16 protein-coding genes are annotated in these 17639 nt (G+C 55.1%); 8 read left to right on the forward strand and 8 right to left on the reverse strand.

Annotated elements, in window-relative coordinates:
• The first annotated feature begins 54 nt into the window (after positions 1–54).
• The 8 genes from FHS72_RS10255 to folD all read left to right on the forward strand — a co-directional run bounded on the left by FHS72_RS10255 (position 55) and on the right by folD (position 9015).
• The gene (locus tag FHS72_RS10255; RefSeq protein ID WP_343042673.1) at positions 55–1143 is read left to right on the forward strand and encodes an energy transducer TonB; all 1089 of its coding nucleotides are present in this window, start codon (positions 55–57) and stop codon (positions 1141–1143) included.
• A 101-nt stretch (positions 1144–1244) separates the two neighbouring features.
• On the forward strand, positions 1245–2570 hold the full coding sequence (gene tolB, locus FHS72_RS10260; RefSeq protein ID WP_183528735.1) for a Tol-Pal system beta propeller repeat protein TolB: 1326 nt from the start codon (positions 1245–1247) through the stop codon (positions 2568–2570).
• Between the two features lie 76 nt (positions 2571–2646).
• A complete protein-coding gene (gene pal / locus FHS72_RS10265) occupies positions 2647–3180 on the forward strand; it encodes a peptidoglycan-associated lipoprotein Pal (protein ID WP_183528737.1) in 534 nt (177 codons plus the stop codon).
• 10 nt (positions 3181–3190) lie between these two features.
• Positions 3191–4009: a tetratricopeptide repeat protein gene (locus FHS72_RS10270; RefSeq protein WP_183528739.1), complete on the forward strand. Its 819-nt coding sequence runs from the start codon at positions 3191–3193 to the stop codon at positions 4007–4009.
• Complete coding sequence (gene tilS / locus FHS72_RS10275) at positions 4006–5259, forward strand: tRNA lysidine(34) synthetase TilS (RefSeq protein ID WP_183528741.1); 1254 nt, start codon at positions 4006–4008, stop codon at positions 5257–5259. The genes FHS72_RS10270 and tilS overlap by 4 nt, the downstream gene beginning before the upstream one ends.
• Before the next feature lie 86 nt (positions 5260–5345).
• Positions 5346–7265, forward strand: a complete 1920-nt coding sequence (gene ftsH, locus FHS72_RS10280; protein ID WP_183528743.1) for an ATP-dependent zinc metalloprotease FtsH — start codon at positions 5346–5348, stop codon at positions 7263–7265.
• Between the two features lie 97 nt (positions 7266–7362).
• On the forward strand, positions 7363–7965 hold the full coding sequence (locus FHS72_RS10285; RefSeq protein ID WP_183528745.1) for an MOSC domain-containing protein: 603 nt from the start codon (positions 7363–7365) through the stop codon (positions 7963–7965).
• 141 nt (positions 7966–8106) lie between these two features.
• Positions 8107–9015 carry a bifunctional methylenetetrahydrofolate dehydrogenase/methenyltetrahydrofolate cyclohydrolase FolD gene (gene folD, locus FHS72_RS10290; RefSeq protein ID WP_183528747.1) on the forward strand — a complete coding sequence of 303 codons (909 nt, stop codon included), beginning with the start codon at positions 8107–8109 and terminating at the stop codon, positions 9013–9015.
• Here the strand turns inward: folD and pdeM are convergent.
• From pdeM to FHS72_RS10330, 8 genes are all read right to left on the reverse strand, one after another.
• Positions 9004–9726 carry a ligase-associated DNA damage response endonuclease PdeM gene (pdeM, locus tag FHS72_RS10295; protein ID WP_343042674.1) on the reverse strand — a complete coding sequence of 241 codons (723 nt, stop codon included), beginning with the start codon at positions 9724–9726 and terminating at the stop codon, positions 9004–9006. The two genes, folD and pdeM, sit on opposite strands and share 12 nt — an antisense overlap.
• On the reverse strand, positions 9726–12173 hold the full coding sequence (locus FHS72_RS10300) for a ligase-associated DNA damage response DEXH box helicase (RefSeq protein ID WP_425511117.1): 2448 nt from the start codon (positions 12171–12173) through the stop codon (positions 9726–9728). The genes pdeM and FHS72_RS10300 overlap by 1 nt, the downstream gene beginning before the upstream one ends.
• Positions 12174–12269: 96 nt before the next feature.
• Positions 12270–13580 carry an ATPase gene (locus tag FHS72_RS10305; protein WP_183528751.1) on the reverse strand — a complete coding sequence of 437 codons (1311 nt, stop codon included), beginning with the start codon at positions 13578–13580 and terminating at the stop codon, positions 12270–12272.
• A 125-nt stretch (positions 13581–13705) separates the two neighbouring features.
• Entirely contained in the window at positions 13706–14203 is a 498-nt protein-coding gene (locus FHS72_RS10310; protein ID WP_183528753.1) for a prepilin peptidase, read from the reverse strand.
• A 13-nt stretch (positions 14204–14216) separates the two neighbouring features.
• Complete coding sequence (locus FHS72_RS10315; protein ID WP_183528755.1) at positions 14217–15074, reverse strand: tetratricopeptide repeat protein; 858 nt, start codon at positions 15072–15074, stop codon at positions 14217–14219.
• A 29-nt stretch (positions 15075–15103) separates the two neighbouring features.
• Positions 15104–15667, reverse strand: coding sequence for a tetratricopeptide repeat protein (locus FHS72_RS10320; protein ID WP_183528757.1), 564 nt, complete (start codon positions 15665–15667; stop codon positions 15104–15106).
• Positions 15668–15682: 15 nt separating this feature from the next.
• Entirely contained in the window at positions 15683–16660 is a 978-nt protein-coding gene (locus tag FHS72_RS10325; protein WP_183528759.1) for a type II secretion system F family protein, read from the reverse strand.
• Positions 16661–16668: 8 nt separating this feature from the next.
• Positions 16669–17634: a type II secretion system F family protein gene (locus tag FHS72_RS10330; RefSeq protein WP_183528761.1), complete on the reverse strand. Its 966-nt coding sequence runs from the start codon at positions 17632–17634 to the stop codon at positions 16669–16671.
• Positions 17635–17639: the final 5 nt, after the last annotated feature.

Raw genomic sequence — 17639 nt, forward strand, 5'->3', positions numbered from 1 at the left:
GCCAGAATGGCCACACCGGGCACAATTACTTCTGGGGTAGGACACGCGGGGCTCGTGATTTGGCTGGTCGCGGGATGGGGTTTCAACGCGGAGCCGCTGCCGTTTGAGGTGTCCGAAGTTTCGGTCGTCTCGGGCGAGGAATACGAACGGATCGTTGCCGCGTCGACGCCGCAGCCCGGCACGGCTGACCCAAGTGTTCCACCAGTTCCCGAAGTCGATGAGGCTGCACCTGCGCCTGACGTTCCTGCGGAAACGGCTCCGACACAGACACAACCAGAAGTGGTTGAGCCACCTGCGCCTGAGACGCCACCTGCGACACCTGAACAGCCTGCCGAACCTGCGACAGTGACGGATGCGATCCCAGATTTGCCGCCCGCGCCGGAAACGCCTGCGCCCGGTGCGCCTGATTTGGCTGTGTCGCCACGCCCGCAAGAACGGCAAGCGGACCGGATTGCACCGACGCAAGTCGCACCTCCGCCCGAGGATGTGCCTGTGGCTGAGGTCGAAACTGCCAGTGCGGCGCCTGAACAGGAAACGCCCGCAGAAGTTGTGGAAGAACAGGTTGAAGAAGCCGCACCAGAAGAGGCGGCGACTGCGATTGTGCCCGAGGATACGGCGCCTTCGGGGGCAGTAGAAGCGTCCGTGCGTCCGGCTGTCCGCCCTAATCGGCCAACGCCTGCGCCGACGCCTGCACCTGTGACGCCTGCCGAAACATCCACAGCATCAAGCGATAATGTGAATACGAACGCCGTTGATGATGCGGCTGTCGCAGCGGCGGTTGCTGCAGCGGCTGCGGCAACTCAGCCGGATGTTCCCCAAGGGCCGCCGATGTCCGGATCAGAACGCGAAGGATTTCGTGTGGCTGTAAACCGGTGTTGGAACGTTGATCCGGGGTCTGTTGCGGCTCGGGTGACTATGGTTGTTGGGTTCAGCCTTGATCAAAACGGCAAAGTGCAGGGCGACGTGCGCCAAGTTTCTGCGTCTGGTGGTGATGGATCGGCACAAAGTACCGCATTTGAAGCGGCGCGGCGCGCAATTCTGCGCTGTCAGAACCCGAATGGGTATCAGTTGCCTGCTGATAAGTATGGTCAGTGGAAAGATGTTGAAATTACGTTTGATCCATCCGGAATGCGATTAAGGTAAACGGCAAGAAATTGCGCATGGGGGTTGGAAACTTTTCCCCGTGACGCATGTTGTAGTTAATACGAGGGTGCAAGCGCACCTTGCGAAAATGAGGCGAGAGCATGAAACGACTGTTGACCATTTTGCTGGCGGCGGCATTGACCGGCCCCCTTGCGGCCCCTGTTGTGGCACAGGATGGTCCTTTGCGGTTAACCATCACGGACGGGGTTATCGAACCACTGCCGTTTGCGGTGCCGACGTTTGAGGCCGAGAACCCCGAAGCCGCGCAGGTCGCGGCTGACATTTCGCGGCTCGTCGCTGGTGATTTGACGGGCACTGGATTGTTCCGCGAAATTCCAGCCTCTGCGTTTATCGCGCAAGAGGCGTCGTTTTCGCAGCCGGTTTCTTATCCTGACTGGCGTGCGATCAATACGCAGGCGCTCATTAAGGGCTCTGTTGCGGTTAGCGGTCAAAATCTGACAGTGAAATTCCGTCTTTATGATGTGTTCTCTGGTGCGGAATTAGGTGGTGGTTTGCAGTTTGCAGGCACCGTTCCGGGCTGGCGTCGTATGGCGCACAAAGTTGCCGATGCTGCCTATTCGCGGATCACAGGCGAGGGTGGTTATTTCGATAGCCGCGTTGTTTTTGTGTCCGAAGCTGGTCCAAAAGATAACCGTGCGAAACGTCTTGCGATCATGGATTTTGACGGTGCGAACCTGCAATATTTGACGGATAGCAGTGCCATCGTGCTTGCACCGCGTTTTAGTCCGACGGGCGACCGCGTGCTTTATACGTCATATGAATCAGGCTTTCCGCGCATTAACGTGCTGGATGTTGCGAATGTCGGTCGTCGTCAGTTGACAACTGCTGAAGGCGAAATGGCGTTCTCACCCCGGTTTTCTCGTGATGGTACACAAGTGATTTACAGCCTCTCGAATGGCGGTAACACAGATTTATACCGCACTGATTTGGCAAGCGGCGCGCATACGCGGCTGACATCTGCCCCGTCAATCGAGACGGCACCGTCGTTTAGCCCAGATGGGTCACAGATTGTTTTTGAAAGCGACAGGTCAGGCTCGCCGCAACTTTACATCATGTCCGCTGGCGGTGGTGAAGCGCAGCGTATCTCGTTCGGTGAAGGTCGTTACGGGACGCCGGTTTGGTCCCCGCGCGGCGATCAGATCGCATTTACCAAGCAGAACGCAGGTCGTTTTCATATCGGTGTGATGCGTACCGATGGTAGCGAAGAACGTCTGTTAACCGCATCCCCATTGGATGAGGGCCCGACATGGTCGCCGAATGGCCGCGTGATTATGTTCTTCCGCGAGACATTGGGCGCTGGCGGCACCTCGGCGTTGTATTCAGTCGATGCGTCTGGTCGTAATTTGCAAGCGGTCCCCATCCAAGGCGGCGCGTCAGACCCGACTTGGGGTCCATTGCAGCCATAAAGCAAAGCGTGATTCACAGCATGGAAAAGACATGTTAAGATCACGCTAACAAATGAAGAATAATAGGAACGGGCATATGGTATTTTTGAAAAAAGCAGCGTTGGTGGGCCTTATTTTGGCGACTGCCGCGTGTACGAACCCTGATCGCTTTGGCGGCGCGGGTGGTGCTGGTACGGGTGCTGGCGCAAATGGTGCCGGATCAGCCGTGGCCCCAATTGCACCAACCGGTGCGAATGATCCGCGTAGCCCACAGTATTTCAGCCAAACGATCGGCGATCGGGTCCTGTTTGTCGTCGATAGTTCGACGCTTACGCCTGCAGGCCAGCAGACGTTGTCAGGTCAAGCGAACTGGTTGAAAACAAACGCTGATTACCAAGCGATCATCGAAGGTCACGCCGACGAGCAAGGCACGCGGGAATACAACCTTGCCCTTGGAAACCGTCGTGCGAATGCTGTGCGCGAATACCTTGTGTCGCAAGGCGTTCCATCGTCCAGACTGCGCGTGATTTCATACGGTAAAGAACGCCCAATCGAGGTTTGTTCCTCCGCTGAATGCTATTCCCAGAACCGCCGCGCGGTGACGGTTATTGCTGCTGGCGGCCTAAGCTAAGGACGAAATTATGCGGCGTTTTCTAACACTTGCACTGGTTCTGGCCGTCACCCCTATGACGGTGGTGGCCCAGGATACGACGCTGGCAGATATTCGCCAGCAACTGGCCGTGCTTTATAGTGATATCAATGGGTTAAAGACTGAGTTGTCCACGACTGGTGGCCTGACGACCGGTACAGCGGGCAATACGCCGCTGGATCGGTTGAACGCTATCGAATCGGAATTGCAGCGGCTGACGTCCAAAACGGAAGAGCTGGAATTCCGCGTGAACAGGATCACTGTCGATGGCACGAACCGGATTGGCGATCTCGAATTTCGTCTGTGCGAGTTGGAAGATGGCTGTGATATCGGGCAGTTAGGCGACACGCCGTCACTGGGCGGCGTGGATAATGGTGCGAATGTACCGTCCGCGACACCGGCACCTGCGACGGGTACGCCTGCGATGGCGATTGGCGAACAAGCAGACTTTGAGCGGGCGCAGGAGGCGCTCGCATCCGGTGACTTTCGCGGCGCCGCTGACCTCCTTGAGACCTTCGGCACGTCCTATCCGGGCAGCCCAGTAAGCCAGCAAGCGCAGCTTTTGCGCGGTGATGCGTTGAATGGATTGAACGAAACCGCAGCGGCTGCGCGGGCCTATCTGAATTCGTTTTCCGGCAATCCCCAAGGTCAGTTTGCGCCAGAAGCATTGGTGAAATTGGGCGTCGCGTTGGGCGCTGTCGGCCAGATCCAAGACGGGTGCATCACCTTGGCGGAAGTCGAAGTGCGGTTTCCAGGCAACGCGAACGTGCTTCAAGCGCAATCCGCGATGCGCAACTTAGGGTGCCAATGACGCCGACTGCGACATTCGCAGAGGGGCTATCGTTTCTTGATACTCACGAAAATGGCGACCGGATCGGGGTCGCCATTTCTGGTGGTAGCGATAGCACCGCCTTGCTTTTACTGGCGGTTGAGTGGGCAAAAAACGCTGGAAAACAAGTGTTTGCTGCGACCGTCGATCATGGGTTGCGACCAGAAGCGGCGGGCGAGGCCTTGCAAGTTGCAAACCTGTGTGCCCGATTTTCGGTCCCTCATGAGACGCTTGTTTGGGCTGATTGGGACGGGGCGGGGAACCTACAATCGGAAGCGAGACAGGCCCGCTACGCGCTTTTGACTGCATGGGCAGAACGTCGGGATATTAACCATGTTTTGCTCGGTCATACGATGGATGATCAGGCCGAAACGGTGCTGATGAATCTTGCGCGTGGCTCTGGTGTAGATGGTTTAGCGGCCATGTCGCGCAGGAAGAACGGGTTGTTCGCACGGCCGTTGTTGCATGCGCGCAGGGCCGACTTACGTGATTACTTACAAGGAGTTGGCGTTCCTTGGATTGATGACCCTTCCAACGATGATCTGTCATATGATCGGGTGCGAGCGCGTCAAATGATGCCGTATCTGCAGGACTTGGGTCTGACGGCGGAACGCCTCATTGCGACGTCGCACCATATGCAGCGGGCGCGGACCAGTCTTAACCAAGCGGCATCCGATTTCGCACAAAAGCATGTACGGGTTGCAGGGGCTGACCTTGTTTTGGCCCAAGGTGTGTTCGATCTAGATCACGATGACACAACCGGGCGGGTTTTCGCGGCTGGTCTCAAATGGATCAGCGGATCGAATTTTCGACCTCGTTATAAGGCCTTACGCGATGCCGCTGACGCTGTGACTGCAGGACATACGAGGACGCTTCATGGCGTAAAGCTAGTCCCTGAGGACGGCGGTGTGCGGATGATGCGCGAGGCCAGCGCATGTTCTGACGTGATAACGTCGCAAGGCGGTGAAGCGCATTTGATTTGGGATCACCGGTGGTCGATTTTTCCGACAACAGGTGGTGTTTGGCCCGCTCGTTTGCGTGTAAGTGTGTTGGGTGATAATATTAACGAAGTAAAAACGTGGCGAAATACAGGGGGTGAGCGGTCTTCTTTGATGGCAACACCGGCTGTTTTCGACGGGGCAACGTTGCTTTCGGCCCCCGCGGCAGGCTTTTTCAATGGTTTTTCGACGCAATTTGTCGCGGATTTCCATAGATCGCTGCTGACGCATTGAACTTAGGCTGTGAACGTCTATTTTACCTTTAACGCTTAGGTCCGACTCTGTCGGCACCGATTTTTCCGATTTTAAGGAGTGTCGCCTTGGGCAACGCACGTAATCTTGTCTTCTGGGTCGTACTATTCTTGCTGGTGATGGCTTTATTTAGCCTATTTTCCGGTGGGCAGGGTTCGACAGTATCGAATTCAAAGAGCTATTCAGAATTTGTAACATCCGTTGAAGCGGGTTCGATCGCGCAGGTCACGTTGGACGGCGAGCAAATTCGCTATCGTGGCACAAACGGTCAAGACTATGTCGCGATCATGCCGCGCGACGCCGAAGTTACTGACTTGTTGATTTCGAACGACATTCCGGTCGCAGCACGTGCGCAAGAACAGTCAGGTTTGCAATCATTCCTGATCGGGTTGTTGCCATTTGCACTGCTGATTGGTGTCTGGATCTACTTTATGAACCGGATGCAAGGCGGCGGCAAAGGCGGGGCGATGGGCTTTGGCAAATCCAAAGCGAAACTGCTGACCGAAAAACATGGCCGCGTGACGTTTGATGATGTCGCTGGCATTGATGAAGCGAAAGAAGAGCTTGAAGAAATCGTTGAATTCCTGCGCAATCCGCAGAAATTCTCGCGGCTTGGCGGTAAAATTCCGAAAGGCGCGCTGCTTGTTGGCCCTCCGGGTACTGGTAAAACGTTGCTGGCGCGGGCGATTGCGGGCGAGGCTGGCGTGCCGTTCTTCACGATTTCCGGTTCCGACTTTGTCGAGATGTTCGTCGGCGTGGGTGCATCCCGTGTCCGTGACATGTTTGAACAAGGCAAAAAGAACGCACCGTGTATTGTTTTCATTGATGAAATCGATGCCGTTGGCCGTTCGCGTGGTGCCGGTTACGGCGGTGGGAACGACGAGCGTGAACAGACATTGAACCAGTTGCTGGTTGAGATGGACGGTTTTGAAGCGAACGAAGGTATTATTATCGTCGCCGCGACCAACCGTCCTGACGTTCTTGACCCTGCATTGCTGCGCCCGGGTCGTTTTGACCGTCAGGTGCAGGTGCCTAATCCTGACATCAAAGGCCGCGAAAAGATTTTGGGCGTGCATGCGCGTAAAGTCCCACTTGGTCCCGATGTCGATTTGCGGATTATCGCACGTGGTACACCCGGTTTCTCGGGTGCCGATCTTGCGAACCTTGTGAACGAATCTGCGCTGATGGCTGCCCGTATCGGTCGCCGTTTTGTGACAATGATCGATTTCGAATCCGCGAAAGACAAAGTCATGATGGGCGCAGAGCGTCGGTCAATGGTGATGACCGAGGACGAGAAAAAGCTGACTGCTTACCACGAAGCAGGCCATGCGATTGTTGGTTTGAACGTGCCGCAACATGATCCGATTCACAAAGCGACGATCATTCCGCGCGGTCGTGCGTTGGGCTTGGTTCTGTCCTTGCCTGAACGCGATCAACTGTCTGTCAGCTATACGAAATATACGTCGAAAATCGCGATGGCGATGGGCGGTAAGGTTGCGGAAGAGCTGATCTTTGGCGCTGAAAACGTTACGTCTGGTGCCACATCTGACATCCAACAAGTGTCGAAAATCGCCCGTGCGATGGTGACGCAGTTCGGCTTTTCGGACAAAATTGGCCACATCGATTACGCCAACGAACAGCAAAGCCACCTTGGCAACTATGCTGGCGCGACGAGCCATTCTGCCGATACGCAGAAGACAATTGATGAAGAGGTGCGCCGCTTTATCGATGAGGGCTACGAGACTGCCAAACGGATTTTGACCGAAAAGTCAGGCGATCTAGAGCGTCTCGCGCAAGGGTTGTTGGAATATGAGACGTTAACGGGCAACGAAATCGCACGCGTTATTGCCGGTGAGGCGTTGAACCGTGGCAGTGATGCTGATGATACGCCTCCAAGCGACGGTAATTCGGTAACGGCAATTCCAAAGACGAAGCCGAAAAAACCAAAATCTGACGAAGGCGGCATGGCGCCAGAACCTTCAGCTTAAAGAAACTTTAAAACCCCGCCCATGTGGCGGGGTTTTCGTTTGTGCAGGGTTGTGTTTTCGACATTTTCCGAGCTTGATGCCGGAAAAGGAGACTGAAATGCAAGCACTGACACCGACGTCTTTCACAGGTAAAATCACTTGGCTTGGCTCTGTTCCGAACAGGGACACGCCAGAGATTACAACTGTCGCGCTTTCTGAGATGCCGCTGACGTTTGCAGGTGCAGAGGGTGAAGTTCATGCCGGTTTAACGCGTCCGTCTTGTGGTCGCGTGTCCTTACAATACCCGCGCGAGACGAGGATCAGAAATACGCGTCAAATCAGCATTGTTTGTGCGACTGAATTGGCGAAAATCGCTGCGGAATTGAACCTTGATAGCATTGATCCTGCGTGGCTTGGCGCGTCAATCGTGGTTGACGGTATCCCCGACTTTTCGCACGTGCCGCCATCGTCGCGACTGCAATCACAAGACGGCGTGACATTGACCGTCGATATGCAAAATCTGCCCTGCGTTTTACCCGCCAAAACAATCGAACGTGCAAAGCCGGGCCACGGCAAAACGTTCAAGGCAGCTGCCAAGGGCATGCGCGGCGTCACGGCCTGGGTCGAACGCGAAGGGACGCTGCGTCTAGGTGATACGTTAACCTTGCATGTGCCGGATCAGCGGGCCTGGATGGCGCAGCCTGACCTATTTGAGAAATGACGTTTCCGAACTGAAACGCTTTGCGTGTCATTCGATGGGTTTGATGTGACGTCCTTGGTTTTTCCCAAGCATTTGATCTGGTACGTGAAGCTAGGGTAGGACTGCGCAAAACCCGTTAGAATCATCAGATTGAGGTACGACATGACTGCGACTGTAATCGACGGAAAGGCCTTTGCCGCCAAAGTACGCGGCAAAGTAGGCGAGCATGTCGCCCGTCTGAAGGCGGATCACGGCATCACACCGGGATTGGCGGTTGTGTTGGTCGGCGAAGACCCTGCAAGTCAGGTCTACGTGCGGTCAAAAGGCAAAATGACCGTCGAAGTTGGCATGAATTCCTACGAGCATAAATTGGATGTTAATACATCCGAGGCAACATTGCTTAAGGTCATTGAAGAGCTGAACGCTGACCCTGATGTGCATGGCATTTTGGTACAATTACCGTTGCCAGACCATCTGGACAGCGACTTGGTGATTAACGCGATTGATCCGGCAAAGGATGTTGACGGGTTTCATGTGTCTAATGTCGGTCTCTTGGGGACTGGCCAGAAATCTATGGTGCCGTGCACGCCGCTGGGCTGCTTGATGATGTTGCGCGAGCATCACGGGTCGATTTCCGGCATGAACGCGGTGGTGATCGGGCGCTCTAATATCGTGGGCAAGCCGATGGCGCAGTTGCTGTTGAATGATAGCTGCACGGTGACGATTGCGCATAGCCGGACGAAGGATCTGCAAGAAACAGTCAAGCGCGCCGATATCGTGGTTGCTGCCGTAGGTCGCCCCGAAATGGTGACAGGGGACTGGATCAAAGAAGGCGCCACTGTAATTGACGTGGGCATTAACCGGATTGACGCAGGTCTAAAGGACGATGGGTCGCCCAAAACACGCCTTGTCGGCGACGTTGATTATGCAAGCTGCGCTGCTGTCGCTGGCGCGATCACCCCAGTACCGGGTGGTGTCGGCCCAATGACCATCGCGTGTCTGCTCGCGAATACGGTGACGGCATGTAGCCGCGCCAATGGTTTGAAAGAACCTGAAGGGTTAACGGCCTAATTTTGCACTTGATAGCTTCGGTGCCGTAAGTGGTAACGCAATCGCCCGCGGTCCTGTCAAAACAGCAATCGCACGGGCGTCGAATAGGCCGCGCAAATCTGGATGTGTAGCAGAAAGACCGCCGGTGTATGCACCATAAGCAGGCAAAATCAGCCGTGATTTATCGTAGATAAAACACGGCTTTTGTCGCCCTTTGCCCGCAATACCGTGCTTGGGATGGTAGTGACCCGACACCTCGGGCACCGCGGCGGAGGCTATGTGCCGAAACGCAACGCTGCCGATTGAATATTCCGCCACATGTGTTCCACCAAGGTTAACAGGGCCGGGATCGTGATTGCCTTCGATCCAGACCCATTTGCGGCCGGCCTGAAGCCGCGTCAATGTCGCCCGATTGGTATCGTCGAATGCCTCAACACCGTCCAAGTCATCAAAGCTGTCGCCCAGACAAATGACCGTTTTCGGGTCCAACCGAGTGATATCCGCATCAAGTCGGTTTAACGTTTCTAGGTTTTCGTAGGGTGGGATCAGCGTGCCAGTCCGTCGCGCGATCCGGTCGGATTTGCCAAAATGTAGGTCCGATACAACCAATACGTGCGGTTCTGGTAGCCACAATGCGCCTGTTGGTTCGGCGTGCATCGTGTGTTCGTTAAATGTGAAAACATGGGCGTTCATCGTGTTCAAGTGCCGCGTGCAGGTGGTCTTGGCAAGCATTATTGCGGAAGTTGGCTGAGCCCTGCGTTTTCCATCAGCAATGCCGCGGCGTCTTCGAGTAATCGTTCGGCGGCTTTGCCCGCGACAGTCACTTTGCCGCGCTCAAGCAGCATTGGCGCCGCGAGTGGTGACACGCGGTCAAGCGTGACGTGGTCGATCCGGCCCGCCGTGCGGGTCATCATTTCCGAGATGCGCCCGAAATCGACCAACCCGCGCAGTGCTTCTTCGCGCGTGATTTGCAGCATCAAATGGTCGGGGTCATATTTCGAGAGCGTGTCGTACAGAATATCGCTGGAAAACGTGGCTTGGCGGCCAGATTTTCGAGCTTGGGGAAGGTTCCTTTCGATTAACATCGCAATCGTTGCCGCGCCGCGAAACGTTTTCTTCATCACGGCATTGCCTGCGAGCCATGTTTCAAACCCGTCGTTGATCGCGGTCACGTCGAACAGCGTGGTGGGATCAGTGACAGGATCGAGGCCCCAAAACAGCGTTGCATAGTCGGTCGCGACAAAGCCCATCGGGTGTAGGCCCAATTCTTCCATGCGTTGCGTTAACAATAATCCGAGCGTTTGCTGCGCGTTGCGCCCGGCAAAGCTGTAGACGCAGGTGTAGTGCCGTTTGTCGAAATACATGCTTTCGACAAGGACGCGATCTGCTTCGGGTAGCTTGGAAATGTCGCGTTGAAGCTGCAACCAATCGGCTGTGTGATCGGGTAACTGCGGCCAAGACTCCTGCTGGAACATCCGCAGAATGCGGGCTTGTAGCTGGGTCGATGTCGCGAATTTCGTACCCATAAATGTCGCAATTTTGGGTGTTTTGGATGCGTCGCGCGTCACCTGCACTGTTAATTCTTTCAAGCTATCGTAGCGCACGATTTGCCCGCCGATGAGAAACGTGTCCCCCGGCGTTAAGGTCGCTGCAAAGGCCTCTTCGACTTCGCCTAACGCTTTGAAATTGCCTTTGAGTTTGACCTTTAAGGTTTCGGTATCTTGTATCGTCCCGATGTTCATGCGGATGCGTTGGGCCGCGCGCGGGTCGCGTAATTGCCATTGGCCATCTGGGCGTTGTAGGAGCCGTTTCCATTTATCATAGGCCCGCAAGGCGTAACCACCAGTTGCACAGAAATCAAAACAGGCGTCGAAATTTGCACGTGAAAGTTGTGCGAATGCGCCGACGGTTATGACCTCTTGGTAGAGCGCATCGACGTCGAATGGTCCGGCGCAGGCCGTGATCAGAATGTGCTGGCATAGCACGTCGCGTGGGCCGGGGCCTTTGGGTTCGCCGTCAAGATCGTAGGCGCGGACCGCTTCGAGGGCTGCGACACATTCCACAACTTCGAACCGGTTTGCAGGCACGAGCAATGCTTTGGACGGCGCATTATAGCGGTGATTTGCGCGCCCGATCCGCTGCACAAGCCGTTTGACGTTTTTCGGCGCACCGACTTGGATCACCAGATCAACATCGCCCCAGTCGATTCCCAGATCGAGCGATCCTGTGCAGACGATTGCCTTAAGTTCACCCGCGACCATCGCCGCTTCGACCTTTTCACGTTGGCTGCGATCTAACGATCCGTGATGGATGCCGATGGGCAAGGCGTCATCGTTTGCGAGCCATAAATTGTGAAAGAAAATCTCGGCCTGCGCACGGGTATTGTGGAAAATAAGCGTTGTTTTGTGGCGTTTGACCTGTTCCAGCACGGCGGGAATCGCGTATTTTGCGCCACCGCCAGTCCATGGGGGATGTTCGTCTGTAACGAGCATTTGGATATCAGGTGCGGGGCCTGGGTCGGCCTGCAAAATTGGGCATGGATCGGGATGGCAGGCGAGTTCGCGGGCGATCGCTTGCGGATTTTCGACGGTTGCGGACAACCCGACGCGGCGCAGATCAGGCGCGATAGTTTGCAAACGAGACAGCGCCAACATCAATTGGTCGCCCCGTTTGCTATCAGCAAGCGCGTGAATTTCATCGACAATAATGCGCTGCACGCCTTTGAAAATGCGCGGCGCGTCCTCGTAGGAGGTGAGCAATGCGAGGCTTTCCGGTGTGGTCAGCAGGATGTGCGGCGGGTCGGCGCGTTGCCTGCGTTTTTGCGTGTAAGAGGTGTCACCAGTCCGGTCTTCGATCCGTATCGGCAGGTTCATTTCGTCCACGGGCATGCGCAGGTTGCGTTTGATATCAGCGGCAAGTGCCTTGAGTGGGGACACGTAAAGCGTGTGCAGACCGGTATGTTCGCCATCTGCCAGCTCGACCAACGTCGGAAGGAAACCAGCCAGCGTTTTGCCGCCACCAGTGGGGGCAATCAACAACAAGGCGGGTGCGTCTTTACGGTCGAGCATCTCGCGTTGGTGGGGATGAATGGTCCACCCACGGGATGCGAACCAGTCAGTGAACATTTGCGGCAAGATCATTTGCGCGGGGGAAGCGTTATCAGGCCCTTGATCATTCATGCTGATAGAGTGCCGATAATCGCGGGTGGCCGCAATGGGGGCATCGGTTGATGCCTCCGGCGGGAGTTGTTTCGGCGAAATGAAGCGCGGGTCGCGTTAGTGAGCGATGTCTTCTTGCTTGACGAACATGTTTTCCCACGCCCGGTCCACCAGTTTTGGCGTCATTTGGTAAGGGATGCCCTCAAATTCACAAATCGCGATCATTTGGTCGATCAGGAACAGCGGCTGGTAGTTCGCATAGGCGTTGCCGATTTCCGGATAGCGGTTGTTCAGGAGGTGAATCAGGGTTGCTTCGTCTAGCGGCATGCGGCGTTTACGGGCGACCATGGCGAAGATTTTGAGGAAGTCGGCCTGATCGGGACCATCAATTTTGATCTTGTAGAAGATCCGACGCAGCGCCGCTTTATCGAAGATCTTATTGGGGTGGAAGTTGGTTGAGAAAATGACGAGCGTGTCGAAGGGCACTTCGAATTTTTCGCCGGATTGCAGCGAGAGAATATCTTTGTTTTCTTCGAGCGGGACGATCCAACGGTTGATCAGCGCCTGCGGAGGTTCTGCCTGACGGCCAAGGTCGTCCACGATGAAAATGCCGCCGGACGATTTGAGCTGAAGCGGGGCCTGATAGGTCCGCGCGGTAGAATTGTAGACGAGATCAAGCATGGAAAGCGTCAGCTCACCGCCAGTGATCACAGTCGGACGTTCGCATTTGACGTAGCGCGTATCATAGCGACCGGACGTCCGGCGCAGAGAATTCGGGTCGTCGCGATCGTCTTCGGCAGAGGAATGCACGATGGGGTCATAGACGGTGATCACCTGACCGGAATATTCGATGGCACGCGGCACATAGATTTTATCGCCAAGCGCATCACGTATCCCATTGGAGATAGACGATTTTCCGTTGCCCGGAGGGCCATACATCAGGATCGAGCGACCAGCGCCAACCGCAGGGCCGAGGTGGTCAAGCAAGCTGTCGGGCAAAATGAGGTGACCCATCGCAGACGTGAGGCGATCACGGGAGACTTGAATGTTGCGGATGGATTGGCGTTGCATCTGTTCGCGGTATACTTCGAGCGGAACAGGCATCGCGCCGAAATATTCGGATTGCGCAAGCGCATCAAGCGCACGGGCTTTACCCGCGTCGGTCAGTTGGTAGCCCATTTCATTGCTCGCACTCGCGGACATTGTGCCCGTCGCCTCGAGCAGTAGTTGGCTGCGTGCCAGGTCGACCAGTTCCTGAACAACCGGGATCGGAAGACAGACCACAAGGCTGAGTTCGGACACCTTGTTCAGGTTCATGCGGAACATTGTTTTCAACAAAATGTCGCGCATCATCGACATTGGCAATTGCATCCCGGCCAGCCCTTTGGGGGCAGGGGGTGCCATGACGGTTGGGTTTTGAACGTTCATTATGTTGCCTGCTGTCTGACTGCACCGAACACCCCGTTTCGCAGGGTGAATTGATGGTCAATCAACCAAGGTATTATGGCGAAATGATGAACAAAACTTTGTCATGTCAGTGGCATTTTACGCGGTTAACGTGTGAAGAGCACGATCAGCAGGTAAAAGACCAAGGTCATGCCAAGGGGAAATCCCATCGGGAACCGTTTGCCTGATGTCCAGCTTTCCCAATGCGGCACGGCTGTGCGGATCGGTGACTTGCGGGCCAACAGATGTGCAAAATAACCCGCAATCAGGCAGGCCGAAAACAGCGGGATCATTGGGGTGATGAGGTCGGCAGTGGCGATGAATGGACCTGCGGCGGCGATGAATTTTGCGTCGCCTGCGCCCATGACGCCGGCAGCGTTTAGGATGATGCCGATGATCAAAAGGACGGGAAAATGGGTCCAGTGCCAGAGGTATTGCTCAAACGGCAACGCGATGAGGCCCAGCACAGCGTAGCTCGCAATGAGCGCGCCAACTGCGACATTGGGGATTTTCATCCGCGACAGGTCGCTAAAGATGACAAAGCCAGAGATTGGAATAGCAGCGACAAGAAACCATGCCGCCGCCCAAGATGTAAGTCCGTCCACGTCGCGTAACCTTTTAGTTGGTAACGTTATCTTCGAGGGCACGCAGCGCGCGTGTTGCTTCCTCAAAGTGTTGCGGATGGGTGTCGATCGCTTCGCGCAACAGGCCTTTGCCGATCGTGATGTCGTTTTGCTTGATCGCGGTCAGGGCCATCGTATGCAGCAATTGCGCCCGCTCGGTCTGGTTCATCGGGATAACCGGCAGATCGTAGTTGCGCTGTGCGCCGCGGGCCAAAACGATGTTGTTTTTCGCGGTGAACATCTGTGGATCGTGACGCAGGGCATCGGTGAACATACGCTCGGCATCACGGTAAGCGCCGCGTGTGAGTTTTGAGTAACCCCAGTTGTTGTAGACGCCAGCGGGTGTCGTCGTCAGGCCAACGGCAATCTGATAAAAGCTGTCCGCTTTTTCCCATTGTTCGTTGCTGTCTGCGATGATCGCTTCGAGGCGGTAGCGTTTGAAGGTCTCGTGGGTCGGCGGGATCGCGTTCAACGTTGCGGCTGCTTTGTCCCACTGGTTTGTGCGGATGTAGGCATCAGCCAGTTCAACGCGGTCATCGTTATTTGCTTCGGCATGGCTGGTGACGGCCTGCCATGCGGTAACGGCTTCGGTGTTGCGTTTTGCACGGATCAAGGACTGCGACAATCCACGCAGCAAATCGATGCGGCCGGGATCATTGTCATTCGCGCGGCTGAAATAGCTGACGGCTTCGTCCGGATCACTGACCGTCAGAAAAACGTCATTCAGGTTGGTCTCGTCAACCACGTTCAGGTCTTGCAAGGCGCGCTGCACTTCAGCGTCACCGGACCGTTGACATGCAGACAAGGCCACAACTGCGGCGATGCACATCGGAAAAAGAATAGGGTGGCGCATGTTTTTGCGTCCTTTTTACTGCTCTTACCTCAAAGTGCTGACGTCAAGGCAAAGTCCCCTGTTCCTCGTCGCACCAGTTCGAATTCTTGGTTTTCTTGAGATTCAGCATAGAAAGGGTCATTTAATTTAGCGAGCGCCGCGCGCAGGTTCTCGCGAATTTGGTCGGAATTTCCGTTATCCGTGGCAAATGCGCGACGGAATGCCTCGCTAGCCTCGCCTGTTTTGCCTTGTTCCATTAAGATCACGCCCAGATTATTCCATGCAGGCGCGAATTCTGGCGCCTCGATTGTGGCACGGCGCAACCAGCGTTCGGCTTGGCCTAGGCGCCCTAAACGCAGGTTCGCGGACCCCAGTGCTGACAATGTGTCGGGGTTCAAACCTTGTTGCGATGCAGCGCGGGTGTAGGCCTTGAGGGCGAGTTCGAACTGTCCTGCCTGCATCAGGCGGTGCCCGACGATTAGGCCATCGATGTCGGACTCGCCCGCGATCCCTGGTGCAAATGGGTCATCTTGAGAACGATCAAAGCCGCCTGATGAACAAGCGGCTAAGATGTAGAGGGCCATTAAGATAAACGGGGCCCGAATGTAGGTCATATGTGACTGCCTTGCTTAGCCACCCCCCAAGTTTTGGGAAATGCCGTAAAGTGATGGTCCGATCAAAATGAGCAGAAGTGGCGGGACAGTCAACATCATCGTCGCCAAAGTCATCTTTGTGGGTAATTTGTTTGCGGCCTCTTCGGCACGCATCACCCGTTTGTCCCGCATTTCTGACGCATAAACCCGTAACGCGTCGGAAATCGATGTACCAAACTGCTGTGATTGCACCAAGACGGTCACAAAGCTGGTGATGTCTTGAACGCCACAACGTTCCGCCATGTCTTTGAGAACCGCACCTTTGTCTTTACCGGCTTTCATTTCGTTGCTGACGAGTTCGAATTCGCCAGCGAGTTCGGGGAAGCCTGATTTCAATTCACGCGAAACACGAATGATCGACTGGTCGAGAGACTGACCAGCCTCCACGCAAACGAGCATCATATCAAGGCTGTCAGGAAAGCCATGTGTGATTGCCTCGTTTCGCATCGCTTGGCGGCGCGTGACCCAGTATTTAGGCAGCATATAAAATGCACCACCCGGTATCAGAACCCAGATGAGTAGATCCTGCGTCGTGACATCTTGACCACTGGTATTCATCATGGCGTAGATCACACCAATGATCAGGCCAATCACACCCAATGCGAACTGCGCAAAGTGATACATGCGTACAGCGTTTTTGCCTTGATAGCCCGCTTGCATTAATTTTAGTTTAACAGCACTGAATTCTTCAGCATCCTGTGGTTCGAGGAAGTTTGCGTATTTCTCTAGTTTATCACGCCCGCTTGCGGCTCGAAGTTTCTCGGGTTTGCCGGGCAGTTTCTCCGTCGTGCGCGTCGAAGCCTTCAGCCGATCTAACGGATCATCCCGCTTTTTCAGCAGAACCGGCAGTGTGATCAGGATCATCGTGAACCCAAGTCCACCGACCAACATCAGCGGCCCAAATGGCCCTAACATGCTTTCGAGCATCAGTTTCGCGTTATCGATGAATTCCATAATTAACCTCAGACCTTAATATTCACGAGCGACCGCATGACAATCACGTTTGTGATCAGAAATCCGGCAACGACGAGACAAGCCGGGATGAACACTTCAGTTTCCATGACATCATCAAAGTAGTCAGGTTGGATTAAGTTGATCGCGACCAACGCCATTAGCGGGAATGCCGAGAGCAGTTTGCCCGACCATTGGGCTTCGGCTGTGATCGCCTTAACACGGCGGAATAGCCGGAAGCGCGAACGGATCACCAGCCCTAGGCCGTGCAGAATCTCGGCGAGATTACCACCTGATTGCTGCTGAATGGTGACGGCAACGGCCAAGAAGCGCATGTCTTGCATGTCCAGACGTTCAGCCATCGCTTTGAGGGTTTCGCCCATGTCGCGACCATATGCGGCCTCGTCCGAGATCATGCCCATTTCGGTGCCCAACGGATCAGGAATTTCTTTTGCAACGATCTGAATAGCGGACGAGAACGGGTGTCCAACGCGCAAAGACCGGACCATCAGCTCAACCGCTTCGGGCAGTTGTTCTTCGATCATCGACATCCGTTTGTTCGCTTTGCGGGCAATCCACATGTAAACGCCGCCGACGCCCATACCGATAGACACAAAGGTCCGCACGAGCGGCTCAACTTCGGTCCCGAACGTCAGGCCAATAAAGGCCGCGACGCTCGCACCGGCCATCACCATGATCAACTGCATCGGTGTAAAGACGATGTTTGCTTTTTGCGCTTTGGACGCCAAAATCGAATAAAGCGGGATGCTTTGCGATTTCATGTGCTGCGTCATTTCCTTGCGCAGCTGCTCCAACACCTGTTCGCGCTGACCGCCTTTTTCAAGCAAGGCGAGACGACGGTTCACTTTGTTATCCAGTTGCACGGATTTGCCAAAGATCAGCAAATACACACCTTGGACCAGCAACAAAACGGCGATGAAAATAACGACGTAAATAACGGGTTGTGCTGAAATCATTGGAT

Source organism: Yoonia ponticola, assembly GCF_014199395.1.
GTDB lineage: Bacteria > Pseudomonadota > Alphaproteobacteria > Rhodobacterales > Rhodobacteraceae > Yoonia > Yoonia ponticola.

Coding starts and splice junctions, on each gene's coding strand:
- tolB (WP_183528735.1), top strand. CDS start 1,245: ATGAAACGACTGTTGACCATTTTGCTGGCGGCGGCATTGACCGGCCCC.
- pal (WP_183528737.1), top strand. CDS start 2,647: ATGGTATTTTTGAAAAAAGCAGCGTTGGTGGGCCTTATTTTGGCGACT.
- FHS72_RS10270 (WP_183528739.1), top strand. CDS start 3,191: ATGCGGCGTTTTCTAACACTTGCACTGGTTCTGGCCGTCACCCCTATG.
- tilS (WP_183528741.1), top strand. CDS start 4,006: ATGACGCCGACTGCGACATTCGCAGAGGGGCTATCGTTTCTTGATACT.
- FHS72_RS10285 (WP_183528745.1), top strand. CDS start 7,363: ATGCAAGCACTGACACCGACGTCTTTCACAGGTAAAATCACTTGGCTT.
- folD (WP_183528747.1), top strand. CDS start 8,107: ATGACTGCGACTGTAATCGACGGAAAGGCCTTTGCCGCCAAAGTACGC.
- pdeM (WP_343042674.1), bottom strand. CDS start 9,726: ATGCTTGCCAAGACCACCTGCACGCGGCACTTGAACACGATGAACGCC.
- FHS72_RS10300 (WP_425511117.1), bottom strand. CDS start 12,173: ATGAATGATCAAGGGCCTGATAACGCTTCCCCCGCGCAAATGATCTTG.
- FHS72_RS10305 (WP_183528751.1), bottom strand. CDS start 13,580: ATGAACGTTCAAAACCCAACCGTCATGGCACCCCCTGCCCCCAAAGGG.
- FHS72_RS10315 (WP_183528755.1), bottom strand. CDS start 15,074: ATGCGCCACCCTATTCTTTTTCCGATGTGCATCGCCGCAGTTGTGGCC.
- FHS72_RS10320 (WP_183528757.1), bottom strand. CDS start 15,667: ATGACCTACATTCGGGCCCCGTTTATCTTAATGGCCCTCTACATCTTA.
- FHS72_RS10325 (WP_183528759.1), bottom strand. CDS start 16,660: ATGGAATTCATCGATAACGCGAAACTGATGCTCGAAAGCATGTTAGGG.
- FHS72_RS10330 (WP_183528761.1), bottom strand. CDS start 17,634: ATGATTTCAGCACAACCCGTTATTTACGTCGTTATTTTCATCGCCGTT.